Below are 22,985 nucleotides of genomic sequence, written 5' to 3'. Positions count from 1 at the left end.
ATTACAGCAGAGTGGAAACGCTGTCGCGCACCTCAGCAGGCCAGACGCCGCACTGTACCTGGCCGATATGCGACAGTTGTAGCAGAAGCATAGTCAGGCGTGACTGACCGATACCGCCGCCAATCGTCTGCGGCATTTCCCCGTTCAGCAGGCTCTGGTGCCATTCCAGCGCCATGCGGTCTTCATCGCCGGTCAACGCCAGCTGGCGTTTTAATGTTTCCGCATCAACGCGAATGCCCATTGAAGAGATTTCAAACGCATCTTCCAGCACCGGGTTCCAGACCAGAATGTCGCCGTTAAGGCCGGCGATCCCCTGCGCGGTAGGTGTCGTCCAGTCATCATAATCCGGCGCCCGCACGTCATGACGCTTACCGTCCGCCAGTTTGCCGCCGATCCCCACCAGGAATACCGCGCCCAGTTCCCGGGCGATAGCCCGCTCCCGGCCTTTGGCATCCAGATCGGGAAAACGCTGCTGCAGAGTTTCGCTGTGTACAAAGTGAATATGTTCCGGCAGGAAAGGGGTCAGCCCATAGCGCTCGCTGACTTCCCGCTCTGTCGCTTTAATCGCCTGCCAGATAGCTTCAACGGTGGATTTCAGGGTGCCAAGGTGGCGTTCGCCGTCTCCCATCACCCGCTCCCAGTCCCACTGATCTACATATACTGAGTGGATTGGCGAAAGCCGGTCTTCATCCGGGCGCAGCGCTTTCATATGGGTATAGATCCCTTCGCCGGCGCTGAAATCGTGCTGGCCGAGGGTTTTGCGCTTCCATTTGGCCAGCGAATGCACCACTTCAAATTGCGCTTCCGGCAGCGCTTTCACTCTCACCTGCACCGCTTTTTCGCTGCCCGACAGATTGTCCTGAGTGCCGTCGCCGATACGGCTAAGAATCGGAGCCTGGACTTCGATAAGCCCCAGTTTCTCCTCAAGCTGACGAGAAAAATAGGACTTAACAAAACTGATCTGGCGTTGTGTGTCGATATAAGCGGCTTTCATTGTTATTTACTCCTGTCATTCCTGTACCGGAGATTAAGCAACAGATTGAGGTATGAATTCAATATTCAACAACAAAAAAGCCTTATAGCTTTTAAAATCGTTAAAATAAGGCTATAAAAAATTGTAATTCGATATTATCCATAAGGAAAAGCGATGGAAAATTATCAGATCGACAATCTCGATCGCGGAATACTGGAAGCGCTGATGGCGAATGCGCGTACACCGTATGCCGAACTGGCTAAACAGTTCACCGTCAGCCCCGGGACTATCCATGTCCGGGTAGAGAAGATGAAACAGGCGGGCATCATTACCGGCGCTCGTATCGATGTTAGCCCGAAGCGCCTCGGCTACGATGTCTGCTGCTTTATCGGCATCATCCTCAAAAGCGCCAAAGACTACCCATCGGCGCTGGCCAGGCTGGAAAGTCTGGAAGAAGTGACCGAAGCCTATTACACCACCGGTCATTACAGCATCTTTATTAAAGTGATGTGCAAATCCATTGATGCGCTCCAGCAGGTACTTATCAACAAGATCCAGACTATTGACGAAATTCAATCCACAGAAACCTTGATCTCGCTGCAAAACCCGATCATGCGTACCATCACTCCCTGACAGGTTGTCAGTACTGGCGGGGCCGTCCGCCGATCGTGATGTCTCAGCCGCACGATCGGCGCGTTATCCATGACGCTCCAGGTATACCCATATTATCCACAGGTAGATCCCAGCCCGCTCACAGCGTACAATACGCGTCGATTTGATTTTTGCGGGATCGCCCATGGCCGAGATAACCCTGATCAGCGGCAGCACGCTGGGGAGTGCTGAGTATGTCGCCGAACACCTGGCGGATAAGTTACAGGAGGCGGGACACAGCGCTACGGTTTTGCATGGTCCGCAACTGGCGGAACTGAAGCCGCAGGGGATCTGGCTGGTGGTGAGCTCCACACACGGCGCCGGCGACCTGCCTGATAATCTTCAGCCGCTGTATGACGATATCGCCAGTCAGCGTCCCGATTTGAGCGCGCTGAGTTATGGCGCCATCGGCATTGGTAGTCGCGAATACGACACCTTCTGCGGAGCAATAGAAAAAGTGGATGCGCTGTTAACACAATGCGGCGCTTCGCGGATCGGCGATCTACTGAAGATCAACATACTCGATCATGAAATACCGGAGGATCCGGCGGAAGAATGGCTGGGATCCTGGGTGAAATTACTCCCTGAAATGTAAAGATCATCTTTTTTTCTGTGGATAACTGGCTTAAGAAGCTTGGATCAACCGGTAGTTATCCAGATAACAAGTGTTGTTCACTTTTTGAGTTGTGTATAACCAGCCATTCTGATCCCAGCTTATACGGGCCGGGATCACCGATCTTTCACAGCAAACGATCCTGAGCAACCTTTTGATCATAAAAAGGGAATCCGCCTTATCCACAGACCATGGCGATCTTAATAAAAGATCACAATAGAACAGATCTCTAAATAAAAAGATCTTCTTTTAAATAGCAAAGATCCTGGCGCTTTCTCGATCGACTAAAGTTGAGTAGAATTCCCGCCCCGGGATTAGTCACCCTCATTCGCACAACCGCGAGGCAGTTAACCATGTTTTATCCGGATCCTTTTGACGTCATTATCATTGGCGGGGGTCATGCAGGTACTGAGGCCGCGATGGCCGCAGCCCGTATGGGTCAACAGACCCTGTTATTGACACATAACATTGATACGCTGGGCCAAATGTCATGTAACCCGGCGATCGGTGGTATTGGCAAAGGACATCTGGTTAAGGAAGTGGATGCGCTGGGCGGTCTGATGGCACAGGCGATCGATAAAGCCGGTATTCAGTTCAGGATACTAAACGCCAGTAAAGGCCCCGCCGTTCGGGCTACCCGCGCTCAGGCGGATCGGGTGCTTTACAGGCAGGCGGTACGTACCGCGCTGGAGAACCAGCCGAATCTGATGATCTTCCAGCAGGCGGTTGACGATCTGATCGTTGAAAACGATCGCGTGGTGGGGGCTGTCACCCAGATGGGGCTGAAATTCCGCGCCAGGGCTGTGGTGCTGACAGTGGGGACATTCCTCGACGGGAAAATTCATATTGGGCTGGAGAATTACAGCGGTGGCCGTGCCGGCGATCCGCCTTCGGTTCCTCTGGCCCGCCGACTGCGTGAACTGCCGCTACGGGTCAACCGCCTGAAGACCGGGACGCCGCCGCGCATAGATGCCCGAACGATAGATTTCAGCGTGCTGGCGCAACAGCATGGCGATAACCCGATGCCGGTATTCTCTTTCCTCGGGGATGCCAGCCAGCACCCACAGCAAATGCCGTGTTACATCACACACACTAACGAAAAAACCCACGATGTGATCCGTAATAATCTCGATCGCAGCCCGATGTATGCCGGGATCATCGAGGGGATCGGCCCGCGTTATTGCCCGTCTATCGAAGATAAGGTGATGCGCTTTGCCGATCGTAATCAGCACCAGATCTTCCTGGAGCCGGAAGGGCTAACCAGCAACGAAATTTACCCCAACGGGATCTCTACCAGCCTGCCTTTTGACGTACAAATGCAGATCGTGCGCTCTATGCAGGGGATGGAGAACGCCAGAATTGTCCGTCCCGGTTATGCTATCGAGTATGATTTCTTCGATCCCCGCGACCTTAAGCCAACGCTGGAAAGCAAATATATTCACGGTCTGTTCTTCGCCGGCCAGATCAACGGCACCACTGGCTATGAAGAGGCCGCTGCCCAGGGGCTGCTGGCCGGGCTTAACGCCGGCCTCTATGCGGCGGAGAAAGAGGGTTGGGCGCCAGCCCGTTCCGATGCCTATCTCGGGGTTCTGGTGGATGATCTGTGTACTCTCGGCACCAAAGAACCGTATCGCATGTTTACCTCGCGCGCCGAATACCGTTTGATGCTGCGTGAAGATAACGCTGACCTGCGTCTGACGGCGATGGGCCGGGAACTGGGGCTGGTGGATGATGTGCGCTGGGCGCGTTTTAACCAGAAGCTGGAAAACATTGAACGTGAGCGCCAGCGGCTGAAAGAGACCTGGGTGCATCCCGGCGCGGACAATGTCGCTGAGGTGAACGCTCAACTGATTTCGCCGCTTTCCCGGGAAGCCAGCGGCGAGGATCTGCTGCGCCGCCCGGAAATGAGTTATGACAAACTGGTGGCATTGCCGATGTTCGCGCCGGCGCTGAGCGATACTCAGGCGGCGGAGCAGGTGGAGATCCAGGTGAAATACGCAGGCTATATCGCCCGCCAGCAGGATGAAATTGAAAGACAGCAGCGCAATGAGAACACACTGCTGCCGGCGACTCTGGATTATCGCCAGGTGAGCGGGCTGTCGAATGAAGTTATCGCCAAGCTTAACGATCATAAGCCAACATCTATCGGCCAGGCATCGCGTATCTCCGGGATCACGCCGGCGGCGATCTCGATTCTGTTGGTGTGGCTGAAAAAACAGGGGTTGCTGCGCCGCAGCGCCTGATTAAAACCCTTATCCAGGCCGGGTGTTACCTGGCCTCTTTTTTTATGGATTCAAGACTGTGTTGAATGAACTCAATCGTCTGCTTAAGAGCGCCGGTATTTCACTGCCTGATCATCAGAAACACCAGTTACTGGCCTATGTGGATATGCTCCACAAATGGAACAAAGCCTATAACCTGACTTCAGTGCGCGATCCCCGGGAAATGCTGGTGCGCCATATTATCGACAGTATCGTGGTGGCGCCGCAACTGACAGGCGGCCGTTTCATCGATGTCGGAACCGGACCGGGGCTGCCGGGAATTCCGCTGGCGATAGTACTTCCGCAGGCGCATTTTACGTTGCTTGATAGTCTGGGGAAACGGGTGCGTTTTTTGCGCCAGGTGCAGCATGAGCTGAAGCTGGAAAATATTACCCCGGTGCAGAGTAGGGTGGAGGCGTATCCGGCGCAGCCGTCGTTTGACGGCGTTATCAGCCGGGCATTTGCCTCGCTGGCGGATATGGTGAACTGGTGTCATCACCTGCCAGGAGAAGAAGGCTGTTTTTATGCCCTGAAGGGCCAGCGTCCTGATGATGAAATCGCCGCGTTGCCGCAGGGCTATCAGGTTGCAGATATCGTTCAGCTCAATGTACCGGAACTGGTTGGCGAACGTCATCTGGTGATTATTAGACCTCAAAAAAATTAATATTTATCAAAAAAAGTCGGAAAAAAAATGTTTCTCTAACGTTAAAATCCACCTTCTGAGTCCAGGAAATGGTTAGTTACGTTTAACCATATATTAACGTTGGTTTTTCCTGAGGTTAACGTCGCTTTTTTTGTTAACCCAAAATAATAGTCAACAGCGAAAATATCAGCTTCCTATCAGTCAGCTGTGTGGAATATGTTGCAACCGTTAAAATATATTCTTATTTGTCAATGAATGGTTTTTGCACTGTTAGTGAATGTTTTGAAAAGAGTCGCTGCGAATTATCTTATTTATCATAGAGATGGTAGATAGATAAACAGAACTATGTGCAAAAGGAATGGAATTTTTCTGTTTAATATGTGATCGCCGGCACGCTTTTCTGGTGCGGGATTTCGGCTTTTTACTGTTTTTGTGCAATAACGCCAGTTTCCTGAAAAATAAGAAAATGAGCGTGCCGAAAAATATTTAAACATTTATTCACCTTTTTGCTACTTATAGTTTGAAATCACGAGGCTGGCCCGTATAATTTGACCGCTTTTTGAAGCTTGACTCGAAGCCATAAAGACAGTTTTATACGACACGCGACATTCCTCGAAAATGGAGCAGGAGTCACTACCATGCCAGTGTCGCTCGTGAGCCTGAATGTGGCTCGTAAGCTTCTGTTTGTTCAGTTTCTGGCGGTAATGGCATCAGGCGTGCTGTTTAGCCTCAAAGACCCCTCCTGGGGAATATCCGCCGTAGGCGGAGGTTTGGCGGTCTGGTTGCCAAACGCGTTGTTTATGATTTTTGCCTGGCGTCATCAGGCGCATACACCTGCGAAAGGCCGCGTGGCCTGGTCGTTCGCTCTCGGGGAAGTGTTCAAGGTGGTGATCACCTTTACGCTGTTGGTGGTGGCGCTGGCATACTTTAAGGCGGTGTTTTTGCCGCTGATAGTAACGTGGGTTTTGGTGCTGGTGGTGCAGATCCTGGCGCCAGCTGTAATTAACAACAAAGGGTAAGAGGCATCATGTCTGCAGGAGAAATCTTAACCCCACAGGAGTACATCGGTCACCATCTGAATAACCTTCAGATTGACTTGCGTAACTTCTCGATGGTGGATCCGCATAACCCCCCGGATACTTTCTGGACGTTGAACATCGACTCGATGTTTTTCTCCGTGGTTCTGGGCCTGCTCTTCCTGGTTCTGTTCCGTAAGGTTGCCAAACATGCTACCAGCGGCGTCCCCGGGAAATTCCAGACCGCCGTGGAGCTGGTTATCGGCTTTGTGCATGGTAGCGTGAAAGACATGTACCATGGCAAAAGCAAGGTTATCGCCCCGCTGGCTTTGACGATTTTCGTCTGGGTATTCCTGATGAACCTGATGGACTTACTGCCAATCGACCTGCTGCCGTATATCGCAGAGCACTGGATTGGTCTGCCAGCGCTGCGCGTGGTGCCGTCTGCCGACGTGAACATCACCCTGTCCATGGCGCTGGGCGTGTTTATCCTGATTCTTTTCTACAGCATCAAAATGAAAGGCGTTGGCGGCTTTGCAAAAGAGTTGACGCTTCAGCCGTTCAATCACTGGGCATTTATTCCGGTCAACCTGATTCTGGAAGGTGTCAGCCTGCTGTCCAAGCCGGTTTCACTTGGTCTGCGACTGTTTGGCAACATGTATGCCGGTGAGTTGATTTTCATTCTGATTGCTGGTCTTCTGCCGTGGTGGTCACAGTGGATCCTGAATGTGCCCTGGGCCATTTTCCACATCCTGATCATTACGCTGCAGGCCTTCATCTTCATGGTTCTGACGATCGTTTATCTGTCGATGGCGTCTGAAGAACATTAATTTTTACACAACACTACTGCGTTTTAACTGAAACAAACTGGAGACTGTCATGGAAAACCTGAATATGGATCTGCTGTACATGGCTGCCGCTGTGATGATGGGTCTGGCGGCAATCGGTGCTGCGATCGGTATCGGCATCCTCGGGGGTAAATTCCTGGAAGGCGCGGCGCGCCAGCCTGATCTGATCCCTCTGCTGCGTACTCAGTTCTTTATCGTAATGGGTCTGGTGGACGCAATCCCGATGATCGCTGTGGGTCTGGGTCTGTACGTGATGTTCGCCGTCGCGTAGTACGCGTTGCTTTTATAAATTTAAGCAATATCAGAACGTTAACTAATTAGAGGCATTGTGCTGTGAATCTTAACGCAACAATCCTCGGCCAGGCCATCGCGTTTGTCCTGTTCGTTCTGTTCTGTATGAAGTATGTATGGCCGCCAATTATGGCTGCCATCGAAAAACGTCAGAAAGAGATTGCTGACGGTCTGGCTTCAGCAGAACGAGCTAAAAAGGATCTTGATCTAGCCCAGGTCAACGCGACCGACCAGCTGAAAAAAGCGAAAGCGGAAGCCCAGGTGATTATTGAGCAGGCGAACAAACGCCGCGCTCAAATCCTGGACGATGCCAAAGTCGAAGCAGAGCAGGAACGTAACAAAATCGTGGCGCAGGCGCAGGCGGAAATCGACGCCGAGCGTAAGCGTGCTCGCGAAGAGCTGCGTAAGCAGGTTGCTATGCTGGCAGTGGCTGGCGCCGAGAAGATCATTGAACGTTCCGTGGATGAAGCTGCTAACAGCGACATCGTCGATAAACTGGTCGCTGAACTGTAAGGAGGGAGGGGCTGATGTCTGAATTTGTTACGGTAGCTCGCCCCTACGCCAAAGCAGCTTTTGACTTTGCCGTTGAACACCAGAATGTCGAGCGCTGGCAGTCGATGCTGGCGTTTGCCGCTGAAGTGTCTCAGAACGAGAAAATGGCCGAGCTTCTCTCTGGCGCGCTGGCGCCGGAAACGCTCTCTGAGTCGTTTAACTCAATTTGTGGTGACCAGCTTGACGTCCACGGCCAGAACCTGATCCGGGTTATGGCGGAAAACGGGCGTCTGCGGGTACTTCCTGATGTTCTGGAGCAGTTTATTCAGTTACGCGCAGCCCGCGAGGCTACTGTGGAAGTGGAAGTCACTTCCGCCAGCGCGTTGAATGACGCCCAGCTTGCGAAGATTAGCGCCGCAATGGAAAAACGTCTGTCACGCAAAGTAAAGCTGAATTGCAAAATTGATAAGTCTGTAATGGCAGGCGTTATCATCCGCGCGGGTGATATGGTCATTGATGGTAGCGTACGCGGCCGTCTTGAGCGCCTGACAGACGTCTTGCAGTCTTAAGGGGACTGGAGCATGCAACTGAATTCCACCGAAATCAGCGAACTGATCAAGCAGCGAATCGATCAGTTCAACGTGGTGAGCGAAGCTCACAACGAAGGTACTATTGTATCCGTAAGCGACGGTATCATCCGCGTCCACGGCCTGGCCGATGTGATGCAGGGCGAAATGATCTCCCTGCCGGGTAACCGTTACGCTATCGCACTGAACCTTGAGCGCGACTCTGTCGGTGCGGTCGTTATGGGTCCGTACGCTGACCTCGCCGAAGGCATGAAGGTGAAGTGTACTGGCCGTATCCTGGAAGTTCCGGTTGGCCGCGGCCTGCTGGGCCGCGTGGTGAACACCCTGGGTGCGCCTATCGACGGTAAAGGGCCGGTTGAGCACGACGGCTTCTCCGCTGTTGAAGCCATCGCTCCGGGCGTAATCGAACGTCAGTCTGTCGACCAGCCGGTGCAGACCGGTTACAAGTCCGTTGACGCCATGATTCCGATCGGCCGTGGTCAGCGTGAGTTGGTTATCGGCGACCGTCAGACCGGTAAAACCGCGCTGGCTATCGATGCCATCATCAACCAGCGCGATTCCGGCATCAAATGTATTTATGTGGCTATCGGCCAGAAAGCGTCCACCATTTCTAACGTGGTACGTAAGCTGGAAGAGCACGGCGCGCTGCAAAACACTATCGTTGTGGTTGCCACCGCGTCTGAATCCGCCGCACTGCAGTACCTGGCGCCATATGCCGGCTGTGCGATGGGCGAATACTTCCGCGACCGCGGCGAAGATGCGCTGATTGTTTACGATGACCTGTCTAAGCAGGCTGTCGCTTACCGTCAGATCTCCCTGCTGCTGCGCCGTCCGCCAGGACGTGAAGCATTCCCGGGCGACGTATTCTACCTCCACTCACGTCTGCTGGAGCGCGCTGCGCGCGTTAACGCTGAATACGTTGAAGCTTTCACCAAAGGTGAAGTGAAGGGCAAAACCGGTTCATTGACCGCACTGCCGATTATCGAAACCCAGGCGGGTGACGTTTCCGCGTTCGTTCCGACCAACGTAATCTCCATTACCGACGGTCAGATCTTCCTGGAATCCAACCTGTTCAACGCCGGTATTCGTCCTGCGGTGAACCCGGGTATCTCGGTATCCCGTGTCGGTGGCGCAGCCCAGACCAAGATCATGAAGAAACTGTCCGGCGGTATCCGTACCGCGCTGGCGCAGTATCGTGAACTGGCAGCGTTCTCTCAGTTTGCATCCGACCTTGATGATGCTACCCGTAAACAGCTGAGCCACGGTCAGAAAGTGACCGAGCTGCTGAAACAGAAACAGTATGCGCCAATGTCCGTTGCGCAGCAGTCTCTGGTGCTGTTCGCGGCCGAGCGCGGTTATCTGGAAGATGTTGAACTGGCGAAAATCGGCAGCTTCGAAGCCGCTCTGTTGGCTTATGTTGACCGTGATCATGCTCCGCTGATGCAGGAAATCAACCAGTCCGGTGGCTATAACGACGAAATCGAAGGCAAGCTGAAAGGCATCCTCGATTCGTTCAAAGCAACCCAATCCTGGTAATGGTCGGATGGCCTGCTGTTAAGCAGGCCTTCTGGCACAGAGGAGAAGCTCATGGCCGGCGCAAAAGAGATACGTAGTAAGATCGCAAGCGTCCAGAACACGCAGAAGATCACTAAAGCGATGGAAATGGTCGCTGCCTCGAAAATGCGTAAAACGCAGGAACGTATGGCGGCCAGCCGTCCTTATGCAGATACCATGCGCAAAGTGATTGGTCACCTTGCGACCGGTAATCTGGAATATAAGCACCCTTACCTGGAAGAACGCGACGTAAAACGCGTGGGCTACCTGGTGGTGTCGACCGACCGTGGCCTGTGCGGCGGCCTGAACATTAACCTGTTCAAAAAGCTGCTGGCTGATATGAAACAGTGGTCTGATAAGAGCGTTCAGTGCGATCTGGCGCTGATTGGCTCCAAGGGCGTTTCGTTCTTCAGCTCTGTGGGCGGCAACATTGTCGCTCAGGTAACCGGGATGGGGGACAACCCTTCCCTGTCAGAGCTGATCGGTCCGGTAAAAGTGATGTTGCAGGCCTATGATGAAGGCCGTCTGGACAAGCTTTATATTGTCAGCAACAAATTTATTAACACCATGTCTCAGGTTCCGACTATCACTCAGGTGCTGCCGCTGCCGGCGTCAGAAGATGAGGAGTTGAAGCGTAAATCCTGGGATTACCTGTACGAACCGGATCCGAAGTCGCTGCTGGATACCCTGCTGCGCCGCTATGTGGAATCACAGGTTTATCAGGGCGTGGTAGAAAACCTGGCCAGCGAGCAGGCCGCACGTATGGTGGCGATGAAAGCCGCTACCGACAATGGCGGCAGCCTGATTAAAGAGCTGCAGTTGGTATACAACAAAGCTCGTCAGGCCAGCATTACTCAGGAACTCACCGAGATTGTCGGTGGTGCATCCGCGGTATAACCAGGTTAATTCGTAGAGGATTCAAGATGGCTACTGGAAAGATTATCCAGGTAATCGGCGCCGTAGTGGACGTCGAGTTCCCTCAGGATAGCGTACCGAAGGTGTACGACGCTCTTGAGGTGACGAATGGCAATGACCGTCTGGTGCTGGAAGTTCAGCAGCAGCTGGGTGGCGGCGTGGTGCGTACCATCGCCATGGGTTCTTCTGACGGTCTGCGTCGCGGTCTGGATGTTGCTAACCTCGATCACCCGATTGAAGTCCCGGTAGGTAAAGCGACGCTGGGTCGTATCATGAACGTACTGGGCGAGCCGGTCGACATGAAAGGCCCTATTGGTGAAGAAGAACGTTGGGCGATTCACCGCGAAGCGCCGTCCTATGAAGAGTTGTCAAACTCTCAGGAATTGTTGGAAACCGGCATCAAAGTTATCGATCTGATTTGTCCGTTCGCCAAGGGCGGTAAAGTTGGTTTGTTCGGCGGTGCGGGCGTAGGTAAAACCGTAAACATGATGGAGTTGATCCGTAACATCGCGATCGAGCACTCCGGTTATTCCGTGTTTGCCGGCGTGGGCGAGCGTACTCGTGAGGGTAACGACTTCTACCACGAAATGACCGACTCCAACGTTATCGACAAAGTATCCCTGGTGTACGGCCAGATGAACGAGCCGCCGGGAAACCGTCTGCGCGTTGCGCTGACCGGCCTGACCATGGCTGAGAAATTCCGTGACGAAGGTCGTGACGTTCTGCTGTTCGTTGACAACATCTATCGTTACACCCTGGCCGGTACCGAAGTATCCGCGCTGCTGGGTCGTATGCCTTCAGCGGTAGGTTATCAGCCGACCCTGGCAGAAGAGATGGGTGTTCTGCAGGAACGTATCACCTCTACCAAAACCGGTTCTATCACCTCCGTACAGGCGGTATACGTACCGGCGGATGACTTGACTGACCCGTCTCCGGCCACCACCTTTGCGCACCTTGATGCAACCGTGGTACTGAGCCGCCAGATTGCGTCTCTGGGTATCTACCCGGCCGTTGACCCGCTGGATTCCACCAGCCGTCAGCTGGACCCGCTGGTGGTTGGCCAGGAGCACTATGATGTGGCGCGTGGCGTGCAGTCAATTCTGCAGCGTTATCAGGAACTGAAAGACATTATCGCCATCCTTGGTATGGACGAACTGTCTGAAGAAGACAAACTGGTGGTAGCTCGCGCGCGTAAGATTCAGCGCTTCCTGTCCCAGCCGTTCTTCGTGGCAGAAGTATTTACCGGTTCTCCGGGTAAATATGTGTCTCTGAAAGATACTATCCGTGGCTTCAAAGGCATTATGGATGGTGAGTATGATCATCTGCCAGAGCAGGCGTTCTACATGGTTGGCTCTATCGACGAAGTCGTGGAAAAAGCCAAGAAACTTTAACGCCTTAACTGGAGGGTGATATGGCAATGACTTACCACCTGGATGTCGTCAGCGCAGAACAGGCAATGTTTACTGGTCTGGTTGAGAAAATTCAGGTAACGGGTAGCGAAGGTGAACTGGGTATTTACCCGGGTCACGCGCCGCTGCTCACCGCCATTAAGCCTGGTATGATCCGCATCGTGAAGCAGCACGGTCATGAAGAGTTTATCTATCTGTCCGGCGGCATTCTTGAAGTGCAGCCTGGCAGCGTGACCGTTCTGGCTGATACCGCGATTCGCGGCCAGGATCTCGACGAAGCGCGAGCCCTGGAATCGAAGCGCAAAGCAGAAGAGCACATTAAGAGTTCTCACGGTGACGTGGATTACGCTCAGGCGTCTGCGGAACTGGCCAAAGCGATCGCCAAACTGCGCGTTATCGAATTGACCAAAAAAGCGATGTAATACCGGCCTGTAGTATGTGGAAAAGCCAGTCAAACGACTGGCTTTTTTTTATTGGCAAGTATAGCTTTTGGGTTATTTTGTGTGTTTTTTAGTTCTTATGTCCTCAATTTTTTCCAGTTTTTCATCTTGTATGTAGTAGCGATGAGTGTTATCACGCAAAATAATTTCCCCGGTTTTTTTGTTATATTTTTCATGACGTAAATTGTATTGTTTTTTTTCACTAGTATTGGTTAGAGAGCGGCGGTTTGCGATGGTCCGATCTTCGGATGTGCTGAGAATGACACCATATCTGTCGATAAAATTTTCGCTGTAATAACTCATCAGGAAATCGGAAAAAATAAACGGATTGTGTTTTTGGTGTGAGTCGTTGCTCAGATAGTCATTCAGGCTGTAGAGGGCGTTATTGATAATAATGTAATGTTTATAAGAAATTCTGAAGTAGTGAATATTATCCTGTGGTGTGATAGCTATTTTTTTGAGGTTTGTTGGTATGTTTCTTTGTATCCATAAATTTTTATTGGTTCGGGTAATGTAGTAATCAGTGAAAGTAGAATCCTCTGAGGGGACACATCTTAACAAAGGGTAGCCGGGAATTGGGCAGGTTTTTTGAACGGCAACAGGCTTTGAGCCTGATAAAGATTCTATTATTTGCTGGTGATAAAAGAGATTATTTTGATCCGCTGACAGGCCTGTACCAGGAAGAACGTCAAGATCGGTGGAGACATCTCTGCGAAGAGTCAGGTGTACCGGGCTGGTTCTGTCTTCTGGCCAGTTAACTGCGTATATGTGCTGGCCAGTGCTGATAAATGAGGAATTAATAACTCGTACTTTGCCGGTAACCTGAACATTCAGAGAAATACCGTTCATATAAATATTATTTTTATCCCAGGCCAGCTGGCAGCCCAGATCCTCCTGGTATTTATTTTCAGGATGGTACAGCTGAAAGGTTAGTGGATCTGCGCCTTTAATTTTTTTGTCATTATAGTAAACATTGACATTATCTGAGATGTAAAATTTTCTCAGGCATGAGTTTTCTTTATTGAAGGTTTTTATTTTTTGTGGATTAATATCAAGCAAGTAATAATGTGTTTTTTCCCGACGAATTTCAGGGAGAATGTTCATATTTGGGGCCATGCAAATGACCGAGGTACATGACTTTCTTTGATTGTAGGTTTTGTTATCAGATATCGGATACCAGATCTTATTATCATAAAGGACATAAATGTTTTTATCGATTCGCTGGTATTCGCTATCTTTTTTGCAAGCCTTCTTTTTTACTTTTCCGTCTGCATGCCAGTATTCTTTACAGGAATCGAAGGCGCTATACCCGGGAGATATAAACATAAATGATATTAATATTGTCAGGAGCGGTCGGTTTGTTATCGTTAGTGTATTTTTATTGATTTTGTTTTTCATAAACTTCCCTGTTTTTAGTTCATTCATTGACCATTTTTTATTTCCATTAATTCAGTATTTATATTTATGTTGTTAATAATTCTCTGTTTGTATTATTTTTTGAATGTAGCAATTTCCTGGTATCTCAGCAATGGGCTTTATAATTGAAGGTAAACCCAAAGGATCCTCTCTGTAGCGCTTTTTTTGGAGGGGGAATAAAGTTAGTTTATTGAAATAAAAAATAAAAATTGATTGGCAACAGAGGGCGTGCATAATATTTTCTTGAATAGTCAGTTTTGCACCGAGGCTGGCGGGGCGTTTGGTCGATTTATAGGCGTTCCATTTTAGCTTGCAAAATATGTAGAATTTTTAACATGAGAGAGTTTAACTTCCCACTCCATCTACCGTCAGGATGCGTATGTCAAACAGTGCGATGAGCGTGGTTATTCTTGCCGCAGGCAAAGGTACCCGCATGTATTCCGATCTTCCGAAGGTACTGCATCTGCTTGCCGGAAAGCCCATGGTGCAGCACGTCATTGATGTAGCCAATGAATTAGGCGCATCTCAGGTTCATCTGGTCTATGGACACGGCGGCGATCTGCTTAAACAGCGTCTGAGAGAAGACAATCTGAACTGGGTGTTACAGTCTGAGCAACTGGGAACCGGCCACGCGATGCAGCAGGCGGCGCCATTCTTTGCCGATGATGAAGACATTCTGATGCTGTACGGTGATGTGCCGCTGATTTCCCAGGCTACCCTGCAACGACTGCGCGATGCTAAACCACAGGGTGGTATTGGTTTGCTGACCGTAAAACTGGACGATCCCTCCGGCTACGGGCGCATCACCCGCGAAAATGGCAAAGTAACCGGTATTGTCGAGCAAAAGGATGCCTCTGAAGAGCAGCGTCAAATCCAGGAAATCAATACCGGGATCCTGATTGCCGGCGGCGCCGATCTGAAGCGCTGGCTGGGGCAATTGACCAATAATAATGCCCAGGGTGAATACTACATCACCGATATTATCGCCATGGCGTACCAGGAAGGGCGCACTATTGCGGCGGTACATCCGGACAGGCTCAGCGAGGTGGAGGGGGTGAATAACCGTCTGCAACTGGCGCGGCTGGAGCGCGTTTGCCAGACCGGGCAGGCGGAAAAATTGCTGCTGGCTGGCGTGATGTTGCGCGATCCGGCGCGCTTTGATCTGCGCGGCGAGCTGGTGCATGGGCGCGATGTGGAAATTGATACTAACGTTATCCTCGAAGGGCGGGTAACGCTCGGCAATCGCGTCAAAATTGGCGCCGGCTGTGTTATCAAGAATAGCGTTATCGGCGATGACTGTGAGATCAGTCCCTACAGCGTCGTGGAAGACGCCCATCTCAGCCCGTTCTGCACCATTGGCCCGTTTGCCCGCCTGCGCCCCGGCGCGGAGTTGCTGGAAGGCGCGCACGTGGGGAATTTCGTCGAAATGAAAAAAGCGCGTCTGGGTAAAGGTTCCAAGGCCGGGCACCTCACTTACCTGGGCGATGCGGAAATTGGCGATAATGTGAATATCGGCGCCGGTACCATTACCTGTAATTACGATGGCGCCAGGAAATTCAAAACTATCATCGGCGATGATGTGTTCGTGGGGTCGGACAGCCAGTTGGTGGCGCCGGTCAGCGTTGGTAAAGGGGCGACGATCGCCGCTGGCACCACGGTGACGCGCGATATCGCCGAGAATGAACTGGTGTTAAGCCGGGTGCCGCAGGTCCATAAACAGGGCTGGCAGCGGCCGGTGAAGAAAAAGTAAAGTGAATCAGGCAGGCGGTTTTCGCCTGCTGTTTGACCGACGGGAGGCAATAAAAATAACCGCCACCGTCCTCTCCCGATGCGGAGAATAAAATGATAACCCCACTCTCTACAAGGCTCGGGGAAATAACAGGTCAGCGACAACGCATGGCGTAATGCCATCATCAGGAAATTTAACTATGTGTGGAATTGTTGGCGCGGTCGCGCAACGCGATATTGCTGAGATCCTTCTCGAAGGGCTACGTCGCCTGGAATACAGGGGCTATGACTCCGCCGGACTGGCGGTACTTGATAGCCAGGGCAAGATGACCCGGATACGCCGTCTCGGAAAGGTGCAGATGCTGGCCCAGGCGGTGGAAGAGCAGCCGCTGCATGGCGGTACCGGGATAGCCCATACCCGTTGGGCGACCCACGGCGAGCCGTCGGAAAAAAACGCTCACCCGCATATCTCCGAACACGTTGTTGTGGTCCACAACGGTATTATTGAAAACCACGAGCCACTGCGCGAAATGCTGCAGGCCCGCGGCTATCAGTTTGTTTCAGAAACCGACACTGAAGTGATTGCTCACCTGGTGCACTGGGAGCTGGAGCAGGGCGGAACGCTGCGCGAGGCCGTAATGCGCGCTATTCCCCAACTGCGCGGCGCCTACGGTACTGTGATTATGGATACCCGCAATCCTGACGTTCTTCTGGCCGCCCGCTCCGGCAGCCCGCTGGTTATTGGCCTGGGGGTTGGGGAGAACTTCATTGCTTCAGACCAACTGGCGCTGCTGCCGGTAACCCGCCGCTTTATCTTCCTTGAAGAAGGCGATATTGCTGAAGTGACGCGCCGCACAGTCACTATTTTCGACCGCAGCGGTACAGAAGTGAAGCGCCCGGATATTGAGTCCAGCCTGCAGTATGATGCCGGCGATAAGGGACACTACCGCCACTACATGCAGAAAGAGATCTACGAGCAGCCGGACGCGATTAAAAACACCCTTACCGGGCGCATCAGCCATGGTGAAGTGGATTTAAGCGAACTGGGGCCCGATGCGGATACGCTGCTGGCCCAGGTCGAGCATATTCAGATAGTCGCCTGTGGTACCTCTTACAATTCAGGTATGGTCTCCCGCTACTGGTTTGAAGCGCTGGCCGGCGTGCCCTGCGATGTCGAAATTGCTTCCGAATTTCGCTATCGCAAATCGGCGGTGCGCCGCAATAGCCTGATGATAACGCTCTCTCAGTCTGGCGAAACCGCCGATACGCTGGCGGCGCTGCGTCTTTCTAAGGAGCTGGGGTACCTCGGATCGCTGGCGATTTGTAACGTGCCAGGGTCTTCGCTGGTGCGGGAATCCAGCCTGGCGCTGATGACCAAAGCCGGTACCGAGATAGGCGTCGCGTCGACGAAAGCATTCACCACCCAGCTTACTGTGCTACTGATGCTGGTAGCGAAGCTGAGTCGTTTGAAGGGGCTGGATGCCGCCGTGGAGCGCGAAATTGTCCACGGTCTGCAAACGTTGCCGAGTCGTATCGAGCAAATGCTGTCTCAGGATAAGCGTATTGAGGCGCTGGCGGAGGAGTTCTCTGACAAACATCATGCATTGTTCCTCGGGCGCGGCGATCAGTATCCGATCGCCATGGAAGGGGCGCTGAAGCTGAAAGAGATCTCTTATATTCATGCCGAAGCCTATGCGGCCGGGGAACTGAAACACGGTCCGCTGGCGCTGATTGACGCCGATATGCCGGTGATTGTTGTGGCGCCGAACAATGACATGCTGGAGAAGCTCAAATCCAACATTGAAGAGGTTCGCGCGCGCGGCGGGCTGCTGTATGTGTTTGCCGATGAAGACGCCGGCTTCAGCGATAGCGAGACGATGCGCATTATTCAGATGCCGCATGTTGAAGAGGTGATAGCTCCGGTTTGCTATACCGTTCCGCTACAACTGCTGTCTTATCACGTCGCTCTGATTAAAGGCACCGATGTGGATCAGCCGCGTAATCTGGCTAAATCCGTTACCGTGGAATAACCCCCTCTGCCGCGCCCGATCCGGGTGCGGCATTACCCCGCGTTTTATGACAATTTGTCATTTTCAGCTACTGTTAATCCTTTCATAAAAAGAAAATCCTCCGGTCATTATTTGGTTATAATTATAGATAACAGATTGATTGTATAAGCATTTTTTAAATCAATTTGCCGGGGAATTGCGCTGTCATAAAACTGTCATAATTCGTACATTTAACTGTCACCAAACTGTCCTATTTTGCTCGCATAGCAACTCAAACAACGAATTACCGACACCGAGCAGGAGACATTATGAACGTTATGCGTACCACCGTCGCAACTGTTGTCGCCGCGACCTTCTCTCTGAGCGCTTTCTCCGCTTTGGCGGCAGCAAGCCTGACTGGCGCGGGTGCCACTTTCCCGGCGCCGGTGTATGCCAAATGGGCGGATACCTACAACAAGGAAACCGGTAATAAGGTGAACTACCAGGGTATTGGTTCCTCCGGTGGCGTTAAACAAATCACCGCTAATACCGTCGATTTTGGCGCCTCCGACGCTCCGCTGTCTGATGAGAAATTGCAGCAGGAAGGGTTATTCCAGTTCCCGACCGTTATCGGCGGCGTAGTGCTGGCGATTAACCTGCCGGGCGTCAAATCCGGTGAGCTGGTACTGGATGGTAAAACCCTCGGTGATATTTACCTCGGCAATATCAAGAAGTGGGATGATGCGGCGATTGCCAGGCTGAATCCGGGTCTGAAACTGCCTTCCCAGAATATTGCCGTGGTACGTCGCGCTGACGGCTCCGGTACCTCTTTCGTCTTCACCAGCTACCTGTCCAAAGTGAATGAAGACTGGAAATCTAAAGTTGGCGCTGGCTCAACCGTTAACTGGCCGACCGGCCTGGGCGGTAAGGGTAACGATGGCATCGCCGCTTTTGTTCAGCGTCTGCCTGGCTCCATTGGCTATGTAGAATACGCTTACGCTAAACAGAACAGCCTGGCTTACACCAAACTGGTGTCTGCCGACGGCAAACCGGTTAGCCCGACAGAAGAAAGCTTCTCTAATGCCGCTAAAGGGGCTGACTGGAGCAAATCTTTCGCTCAGGACCTGACCAACCAGAAAGGCGATGATGTATGGCCGATCACCTCTACCACCTTCATCCTGGTGCATAAAGAGCAGAAGAAACCAGAACAGGGCGTTGAAGTGTTGAAATTCTTCGACTGGGCCTACAAAGAAGGGGCTAAACAGGCTAACGATCTGGACTATGCTTCACTGCCGGAAAGCGTGATTGAACAGGTTCGCGCCGCCTGGAAAACCAATGTCAAGGATAGCAGCGGTAAAGCGTTGTACTAAGCAGCCTTACCTGCTCTGAAGCGTTGTGGTTCAGGAGGTTAACGGATTCCCTCTCGCGCAGAGGGAATCATGCGGTTAGCCTTCTGAAAATTCAGTATCATGGCACTTCTTCAGAGCTCAACGTAAAGAGTGGAATATGGCGGTATCAAAGCCTGTGTTTAACCCCCCGGGGAAAAAAGGTGACATGATTTTCAGTGCGCTGGTCAGACTGGCAGCGCTGATAGTGTTATTTCTGCTGGGCGGTATTATTGTTTCTCTGATCTTCTCCTCGTGGCCAAGCATTGAGAAATTTGGATTCTCTTTCCTGTGGACCAAAGAGTGGGATGCCCCTAATGATATCTATGGCGCGCTGGTGCCGATTTACGGCACGCTGGTTACCTCGTTTATCGCGCTGCTGATTGCGGTGCCGGTGAGCTTCGGTATCGCCCTGTTTCTTACCGAACTGGCGCCTGGCTGGCTTAAGCGACCGCTGGGGATCGCCATTGAGCTGCTGGCGGCAATCCCCAGTATTGTGTACGGCATGTGGGGGCTGTTTATCTTCGCTCCGTTGTTCGCGACATACTTCCAGGAGCCGGTCGGCAATATTCTTTCCGCGGTGCCTATTCTTGGCGCGCTGTTTTCCGGTCCGGCGTTCGGCATCGGTATTCTGGCCGCCGGTGTGATCCTGGCGATAATGATAATTCCCTACATTGCCTCGGTAATGCGCGATGTGTTCGAACAAACGCCAGTGATGATGAAAGAGTCAGCCTATGGCATTGGCTGTACCACCTGGGAAGTTATCTGGCGCATCGTACTGCCGTTCACCAAAAACGGGGTGATTGGCGGCGTTATGCTCGGACTGGGGCGCGCGCTGGGGGAAACCATGGCGGTCACCTTTATCATCGGCAACACCTACCAGCTCGACAGCGCCTCGCTGTATATGCCGGGGAACAGTATCACCTCGGCGCTGGCCAATGAATTCGCCGAGGCGGAGTCCGGGCTGCACGTAGCCGCGTTGATGGAGCTCGGCCTGATTCTGTTTGTTATTACCTTCATTGTGCTGGCTGTCTCTAAACTGATGATTCTGCGCCTGGCGAAGAACGAGGGAGCACGCTGATGGCAACCATGGAAATGCAAACTCCGGCTGAACTGGCGGAATCGCGCCGTAAAATGCAGTCCCGCCGTCGTATGAAAAACCGCGTGGCGTTGACGCTATCGATGGCGACCATGGCCTTTGGCCTGTTCTGGCTGGTCTGGATCCTGCTGTCGACTATCACTCGCGGTATCGACGGTATGTCGCTGGCGCTGTTTACCGAAATGACGCCGCCGCCGAATACTGCCGGCGGCGGTCTGGCGAACGCGCTGGCAGGTAGCGGATTGCTGATCCTGTGGGCGACTATTTTCGGTACGCCGCTCGGTATTATGGCCGGTATTTACCTGGCGGAATATGGTCGTAAGTCCTGGCTGGCGGAAGTGATTCGCTTTATTAACGACATTCTGCTTTCCGCGCCGTCGATCGTCGTGGGGCTGTTTGTCTACACCATTGTTGTGGCGCAGATGCAACATTTCTCCGGCTGGGCCGGGGTGATTGCGCTGGCGCTGCTGCAGGTGCCTATCGTTATCCGCACCACGGAAAATATGCTCAAACTGGTGCCGGACAGCCTGCGTGAAGCAGCATACGCACTGGGTACGCCGAAATGGAAAATGATCTCCGCCATTACGCTGAAAGCATCGGTGTCCGGAATTATCACCGGGGTGCTGCTGGCGATTGCGCGTATTGCCGGTGAAACCGCGCCGCTGCTGTTCACATCGCTCTCCAACCAGTTCTGGAGTACCGACATGATGCAGCCGCTGGCCAACCTACCGGTGACCATTTTTAAATTTGCTATGAGCCCGTTCGCCGAATGGCAACAACTGGCCTGGGCCGGGGTGCTGATTATTACCGTCTGCGTGCTGTTGTTGAACATTCTGGCGCGCATACTGTTTGCGAAGCGTAAGCATTAATTTTTAACGGCGGGGCATGGTCGCCGCGCCGCATGAGGAATAGACACCGATGAGTATGGTTGATACCGCCCCGGGCAAAATTCAGGTTCGCGATTTGAACTTCTATTACGGGAAATTCCATGCCCTGAAGAACATCAATCTGGACATTACCAAAAACCAGGTGACGGCGTTTATCGGGCCGTCAGGCTGCGGTAAATCCACGCTGCTGCGCACTTTTAATAAAATGTTTGAACTGTATCCGGATCAGCGGGCAGAAGGGGAAATTTTGCTGGATGGTGAAAACATTCTCACCAATACCCAAGATATCGCCCTGCTGCGCGCCAGAGTCGGGATGGTGTTTCAGAAGCCGACGCCGTTTCCAATGTCGATTTATGACAATATCGCCTTTGGCGTTCGCCTGTTTGAGAAACTCTCCCGGGCGGATATGGACGAGCGCGTCCAGTGGGCTTTGACCAAGGCCGCACTGTGGAATGAAACCAAAGATAAATTACACCAGAGCGGGTACTCTCTCTCTGGCGGTCAGCAACAGCGTCTGTGTATTGCCCGCGGGATTGCCATCCGTCCGGAAGTATTACTGCTTGATGAACCCTGTTCCGCTCTTGACCCCATTTCCACCGGGCGAATTGAAGAACTGATCACCGAGCTCAAGCAGGACTATACGGTGGTGATTGTAACCCACAATATGCAGCAGGCTGCGCGCTGTTCCGATCATACGGCGTTTATGTACCTGGGCGAGCTGGTGGAGTTCAGCGACACGGACGAGCTGTTTACCCGGCCAAAGCAAAAACAGACTGAAGACTATATTACTGGCCGTTACGGTTGATGCGTTCCCGTCATCTCCGGTCCCCGACCATCAGACGCGGGCCGGATGTCGGGTATCAGGAGAGCACCATGGATAATCTCAATCTTAATAAACACATTTCCGGCCAGTTTAACGCCGAGCTGGAATATATCCGCACCCAGGTCATGACCATGGGCGGGCTGGTGGAGCAGCAGTTGTCTGACGCCATCACGGCGATGCATAACCAGGATAGCGAGCTGGCGAAGCACGTTATTGAAGGCGATAAAAAGGTCAACATGATGGAAGTGGCGATTGATGAAGCCTGCGTGCGCATTATCGCCAAACGCCAGCCGACGGCCAGCGACCTGCGCCTGGTGATGGCTATCATCAAAACCATTGCCGAACTGGAGCGCATTGGCGACGTTGCCGATAAAATTTGCCGTACCGCGCTGGAGAAGTTTTCCCACCAGCACCAGCCGTTGCTGGTGAGTCTGGAATCGCTGGGGCGCCATACGGTGCAGATGTTGCATGACGTACTGGACGCTTTCGCGCGTATGGATCTCGACGAAGCGGTACGAATCTACCGTGAAGATAAAAAGGTCGATCAGGAGTATGAAGGGATTGTGCGTCAGCTGATGACCTACATGATGGAAGATTCGCGCACCATACCCAGCGTACTGACAGCGCTGTTCTGCGCCCGTTCTATCGAGCGGATCGGCGATCGCTGCCAGAATATTTGCGAATATATTTTCTATTTCGTTAAAGGGCAGGATTTCCGTCACGTTGGCGGAGATGAGCTGGATAAACTGCTGGCCGGGAAGGACCCTAAAGAGTAACCTTCGTTATTCTTTATAAAGCCACCTGCATATGGGTGGCTTTTTATTTATTTGTTTTATGTGATTTGTTTTTATATTTATATTGTTTATATTTTGGTGATAATTTTCGTTATTCATCACAGTTTATGCATTTTATAATTGTCTGGAAATTTAATTAGCTTATTTTCAGGTAAATTTTACGGATTGTTAC

At 52.2% G+C, this 22,985-nt stretch carries 22 protein-coding genes; 20 read left to right on the top strand and 2 right to left on the bottom strand.

Features of this window, described 5'->3' with window-relative positions:
* Position 1: 1 nt before the first annotated feature.
* Positions 2 to 994: an aspartate--ammonia ligase gene (gene asnA, locus AQ981_RS05495; RefSeq protein ID WP_058910737.1), complete on the bottom strand. Its 993-nt coding sequence runs from the start codon at positions 992 to 994 to the stop codon at positions 2 to 4.
* A 153-nt stretch (positions 995 to 1,147) separates the two neighbouring features.
* Here asnA and asnC point away from each other — a divergent pair, with 153 nt between their 5' ends.
* The 13 genes from asnC to AQ981_RS05430 all read left to right on the top strand — a co-directional run bounded on the left by asnC (position 1,148) and on the right by AQ981_RS05430 (position 12,675).
* The gene (gene asnC / locus AQ981_RS05490; protein WP_058910736.1) at positions 1,148 to 1,606 is read left to right on the top strand and encodes a transcriptional regulator AsnC; all 459 of its coding nucleotides are present in this window, start codon (positions 1,148 to 1,150) and stop codon (positions 1,604 to 1,606) included.
* Positions 1,607 to 1,769: 163 nt separating this feature from the next.
* Positions 1,770 to 2,219, top strand: a complete 450-nt coding sequence (gene mioC, locus AQ981_RS05485) for an FMN-binding protein MioC (protein ID WP_058910735.1) — start codon at positions 1,770 to 1,772, stop codon at positions 2,217 to 2,219.
* 371 nt (positions 2,220 to 2,590) lie between these two features.
* The gene (mnmG, locus tag AQ981_RS05480) at positions 2,591 to 4,480 is read left to right on the top strand and encodes a tRNA uridine-5-carboxymethylaminomethyl(34) synthesis enzyme MnmG (RefSeq protein WP_058910734.1); all 1,890 of its coding nucleotides are present in this window, start codon (positions 2,591 to 2,593) and stop codon (positions 4,478 to 4,480) included.
* Between the two features lie 58 nt (positions 4,481 to 4,538).
* Positions 4,539 to 5,162 (top strand): 16S rRNA (guanine(527)-N(7))-methyltransferase RsmG, encoded by a 624-nt coding sequence (gene rsmG, locus AQ981_RS05475; protein WP_058910733.1) that lies wholly within the window; start codon positions 4,539 to 4,541, stop codon positions 5,160 to 5,162.
* Between the two features lie 617 nt (positions 5,163 to 5,779).
* A complete protein-coding gene (gene atpI, locus AQ981_RS05470) occupies positions 5,780 to 6,160 on the top strand; it encodes a F0F1 ATP synthase subunit I (RefSeq protein ID WP_058910732.1) in 381 nt (126 codons plus the stop codon).
* Between the two features lie 8 nt (positions 6,161 to 6,168).
* A complete protein-coding gene (gene atpB / locus AQ981_RS05465) occupies positions 6,169 to 6,987 on the top strand; it encodes a F0F1 ATP synthase subunit A (protein ID WP_058910731.1) in 819 nt (272 codons plus the stop codon).
* A 49-nt stretch (positions 6,988 to 7,036) separates the two neighbouring features.
* The gene (gene atpE / locus AQ981_RS05460; protein ID WP_000429386.1) at positions 7,037 to 7,276 is read left to right on the top strand and encodes a F0F1 ATP synthase subunit C; all 240 of its coding nucleotides are present in this window, start codon (positions 7,037 to 7,039) and stop codon (positions 7,274 to 7,276) included.
* A 62-nt stretch (positions 7,277 to 7,338) separates the two neighbouring features.
* Positions 7,339 to 7,809: a F0F1 ATP synthase subunit B gene (gene atpF / locus AQ981_RS05455; protein ID WP_058910730.1), complete on the top strand. Its 471-nt coding sequence runs from the start codon at positions 7,339 to 7,341 to the stop codon at positions 7,807 to 7,809.
* Between the two features lie 14 nt (positions 7,810 to 7,823).
* Positions 7,824 to 8,357 carry a F0F1 ATP synthase subunit delta gene (gene atpH / locus AQ981_RS05450; protein WP_058910729.1) on the top strand — a complete coding sequence of 178 codons (534 nt, stop codon included), beginning with the start codon at positions 7,824 to 7,826 and terminating at the stop codon, positions 8,355 to 8,357.
* A gap of 12 nt (positions 8,358 to 8,369) precedes the next feature.
* Complete coding sequence (atpA, locus tag AQ981_RS05445; protein ID WP_058910728.1) at positions 8,370 to 9,911, top strand: F0F1 ATP synthase subunit alpha; 1,542 nt, start codon at positions 8,370 to 8,372, stop codon at positions 9,909 to 9,911.
* Positions 9,912 to 9,962: 51 nt separating this feature from the next.
* Positions 9,963 to 10,826 (top strand): F0F1 ATP synthase subunit gamma, encoded by an 864-nt coding sequence (gene atpG, locus AQ981_RS05440; RefSeq protein WP_058910727.1) that lies wholly within the window; start codon positions 9,963 to 9,965, stop codon positions 10,824 to 10,826.
* Positions 10,827 to 10,852: 26 nt separating this feature from the next.
* Positions 10,853 to 12,235 (top strand): F0F1 ATP synthase subunit beta, encoded by a 1,383-nt coding sequence (gene atpD, locus AQ981_RS05435; RefSeq protein ID WP_058910726.1) that lies wholly within the window; start codon positions 10,853 to 10,855, stop codon positions 12,233 to 12,235.
* A 20-nt stretch (positions 12,236 to 12,255) separates the two neighbouring features.
* Entirely contained in the window at positions 12,256 to 12,675 is a 420-nt protein-coding gene (locus AQ981_RS05430) for a F0F1 ATP synthase subunit epsilon (RefSeq protein ID WP_058910725.1), read from the top strand.
* A gap of 72 nt (positions 12,676 to 12,747) precedes the next feature.
* Here AQ981_RS05430 and AQ981_RS05425 read toward each other — a convergent pair whose 3' ends face one another.
* Positions 12,748 to 14,091 carry a DKNYY domain-containing protein gene (locus tag AQ981_RS05425; RefSeq protein ID WP_058910724.1) on the bottom strand — a complete coding sequence of 448 codons (1,344 nt, stop codon included), beginning with the start codon at positions 14,089 to 14,091 and terminating at the stop codon, positions 12,748 to 12,750.
* A gap of 397 nt (positions 14,092 to 14,488) precedes the next feature.
* On the opposite strand from AQ981_RS05425, the gene glmU reads away from it, so the two are divergent.
* The 7 genes from glmU to phoU all read left to right on the top strand — a co-directional run bounded on the left by glmU (position 14,489) and on the right by phoU (position 22,795).
* On the top strand, positions 14,489 to 15,859 hold the full coding sequence (gene glmU / locus AQ981_RS05420; RefSeq protein WP_058910723.1) for a bifunctional UDP-N-acetylglucosamine diphosphorylase/glucosamine-1-phosphate N-acetyltransferase GlmU: 1,371 nt from the start codon (positions 14,489 to 14,491) through the stop codon (positions 15,857 to 15,859).
* Between the two features lie 178 nt (positions 15,860 to 16,037).
* Positions 16,038 to 17,867, top strand: coding sequence for a glutamine--fructose-6-phosphate transaminase (isomerizing) (gene glmS / locus AQ981_RS05415; RefSeq protein ID WP_058910722.1), 1,830 nt, complete (start codon positions 16,038 to 16,040; stop codon positions 17,865 to 17,867).
* Positions 17,868 to 18,154: 287 nt separating this feature from the next.
* Positions 18,155 to 19,195: a phosphate ABC transporter substrate-binding protein PstS gene (gene pstS / locus AQ981_RS05410; protein ID WP_058910721.1), complete on the top strand. Its 1,041-nt coding sequence runs from the start codon at positions 18,155 to 18,157 to the stop codon at positions 19,193 to 19,195.
* A 136-nt stretch (positions 19,196 to 19,331) separates the two neighbouring features.
* Positions 19,332 to 20,291 (top strand): phosphate ABC transporter permease PstC, encoded by a 960-nt coding sequence (gene pstC, locus AQ981_RS05405; protein ID WP_058910720.1) that lies wholly within the window; start codon positions 19,332 to 19,334, stop codon positions 20,289 to 20,291.
* On the top strand, positions 20,291 to 21,178 hold the full coding sequence (gene pstA, locus AQ981_RS05400; protein WP_058910719.1) for a phosphate ABC transporter permease PstA: 888 nt from the start codon (positions 20,291 to 20,293) through the stop codon (positions 21,176 to 21,178). The genes pstC and pstA overlap by 1 nt, the downstream gene beginning before the upstream one ends.
* Before the next feature lie 49 nt (positions 21,179 to 21,227).
* Positions 21,228 to 22,001 carry a phosphate ABC transporter ATP-binding protein PstB gene (pstB, locus tag AQ981_RS05395; RefSeq protein WP_058910718.1) on the top strand — a complete coding sequence of 258 codons (774 nt, stop codon included), beginning with the start codon at positions 21,228 to 21,230 and terminating at the stop codon, positions 21,999 to 22,001.
* Positions 22,002 to 22,069: 68 nt separating this feature from the next.
* Positions 22,070 to 22,795, top strand: a complete 726-nt coding sequence (gene phoU / locus AQ981_RS05390) for a phosphate signaling complex protein PhoU (RefSeq protein ID WP_058910717.1) — start codon at positions 22,070 to 22,072, stop codon at positions 22,793 to 22,795.
* Positions 22,796 to 22,985 lie beyond the last annotated feature (190 nt).

The sequence above is a fragment of the Entomohabitans teleogrylli genome (assembly GCF_001484765.1).
GTDB classification, from domain to species: domain Bacteria; phylum Pseudomonadota; class Gammaproteobacteria; order Enterobacterales; family Enterobacteriaceae; genus Entomohabitans; species Entomohabitans teleogrylli.
Note: the sequence above shows the minus strand (reverse complement) of the source record. Positions and strands in the feature narration are given on the sequence as shown.

Coding starts and splice junctions, on each gene's coding strand:
- asnA (WP_058910737.1), bottom strand. CDS start 994: ATGAAAGCCGCTTATATCGACACACAACGCCAGATCAGTTTTGTTAAG.
- asnC (WP_058910736.1), top strand. CDS start 1,148: ATGGAAAATTATCAGATCGACAATCTCGATCGCGGAATACTGGAAGCG.
- mioC (WP_058910735.1), top strand. CDS start 1,770: ATGGCCGAGATAACCCTGATCAGCGGCAGCACGCTGGGGAGTGCTGAG.
- mnmG (WP_058910734.1), top strand. CDS start 2,591: ATGTTTTATCCGGATCCTTTTGACGTCATTATCATTGGCGGGGGTCAT.
- atpI (WP_058910732.1), top strand. CDS start 5,780: ATGCCAGTGTCGCTCGTGAGCCTGAATGTGGCTCGTAAGCTTCTGTTT.
- atpB (WP_058910731.1), top strand. CDS start 6,169: ATGTCTGCAGGAGAAATCTTAACCCCACAGGAGTACATCGGTCACCAT.
- atpE (WP_000429386.1), top strand. CDS start 7,037: ATGGAAAACCTGAATATGGATCTGCTGTACATGGCTGCCGCTGTGATG.
- atpH (WP_058910729.1), top strand. CDS start 7,824: ATGTCTGAATTTGTTACGGTAGCTCGCCCCTACGCCAAAGCAGCTTTT.
- atpA (WP_058910728.1), top strand. CDS start 8,370: ATGCAACTGAATTCCACCGAAATCAGCGAACTGATCAAGCAGCGAATC.
- atpG (WP_058910727.1), top strand. CDS start 9,963: ATGGCCGGCGCAAAAGAGATACGTAGTAAGATCGCAAGCGTCCAGAAC.
- atpD (WP_058910726.1), top strand. CDS start 10,853: ATGGCTACTGGAAAGATTATCCAGGTAATCGGCGCCGTAGTGGACGTC.
- AQ981_RS05430 (WP_058910725.1), top strand. CDS start 12,256: ATGGCAATGACTTACCACCTGGATGTCGTCAGCGCAGAACAGGCAATG.
- AQ981_RS05425 (WP_058910724.1), bottom strand. CDS start 14,091: ATGAAAAACAAAATCAATAAAAATACACTAACGATAACAAACCGACCG.
- glmU (WP_058910723.1), top strand. CDS start 14,489: ATGTCAAACAGTGCGATGAGCGTGGTTATTCTTGCCGCAGGCAAAGGT.
- glmS (WP_058910722.1), top strand. CDS start 16,038: ATGTGTGGAATTGTTGGCGCGGTCGCGCAACGCGATATTGCTGAGATC.
- pstS (WP_058910721.1), top strand. CDS start 18,155: ATGAACGTTATGCGTACCACCGTCGCAACTGTTGTCGCCGCGACCTTC.
- pstC (WP_058910720.1), top strand. CDS start 19,332: ATGGCGGTATCAAAGCCTGTGTTTAACCCCCCGGGGAAAAAAGGTGAC.
- pstA (WP_058910719.1), top strand. CDS start 20,291: ATGGCAACCATGGAAATGCAAACTCCGGCTGAACTGGCGGAATCGCGC.
- pstB (WP_058910718.1), top strand. CDS start 21,228: ATGAGTATGGTTGATACCGCCCCGGGCAAAATTCAGGTTCGCGATTTG.
- phoU (WP_058910717.1), top strand. CDS start 22,070: ATGGATAATCTCAATCTTAATAAACACATTTCCGGCCAGTTTAACGCC.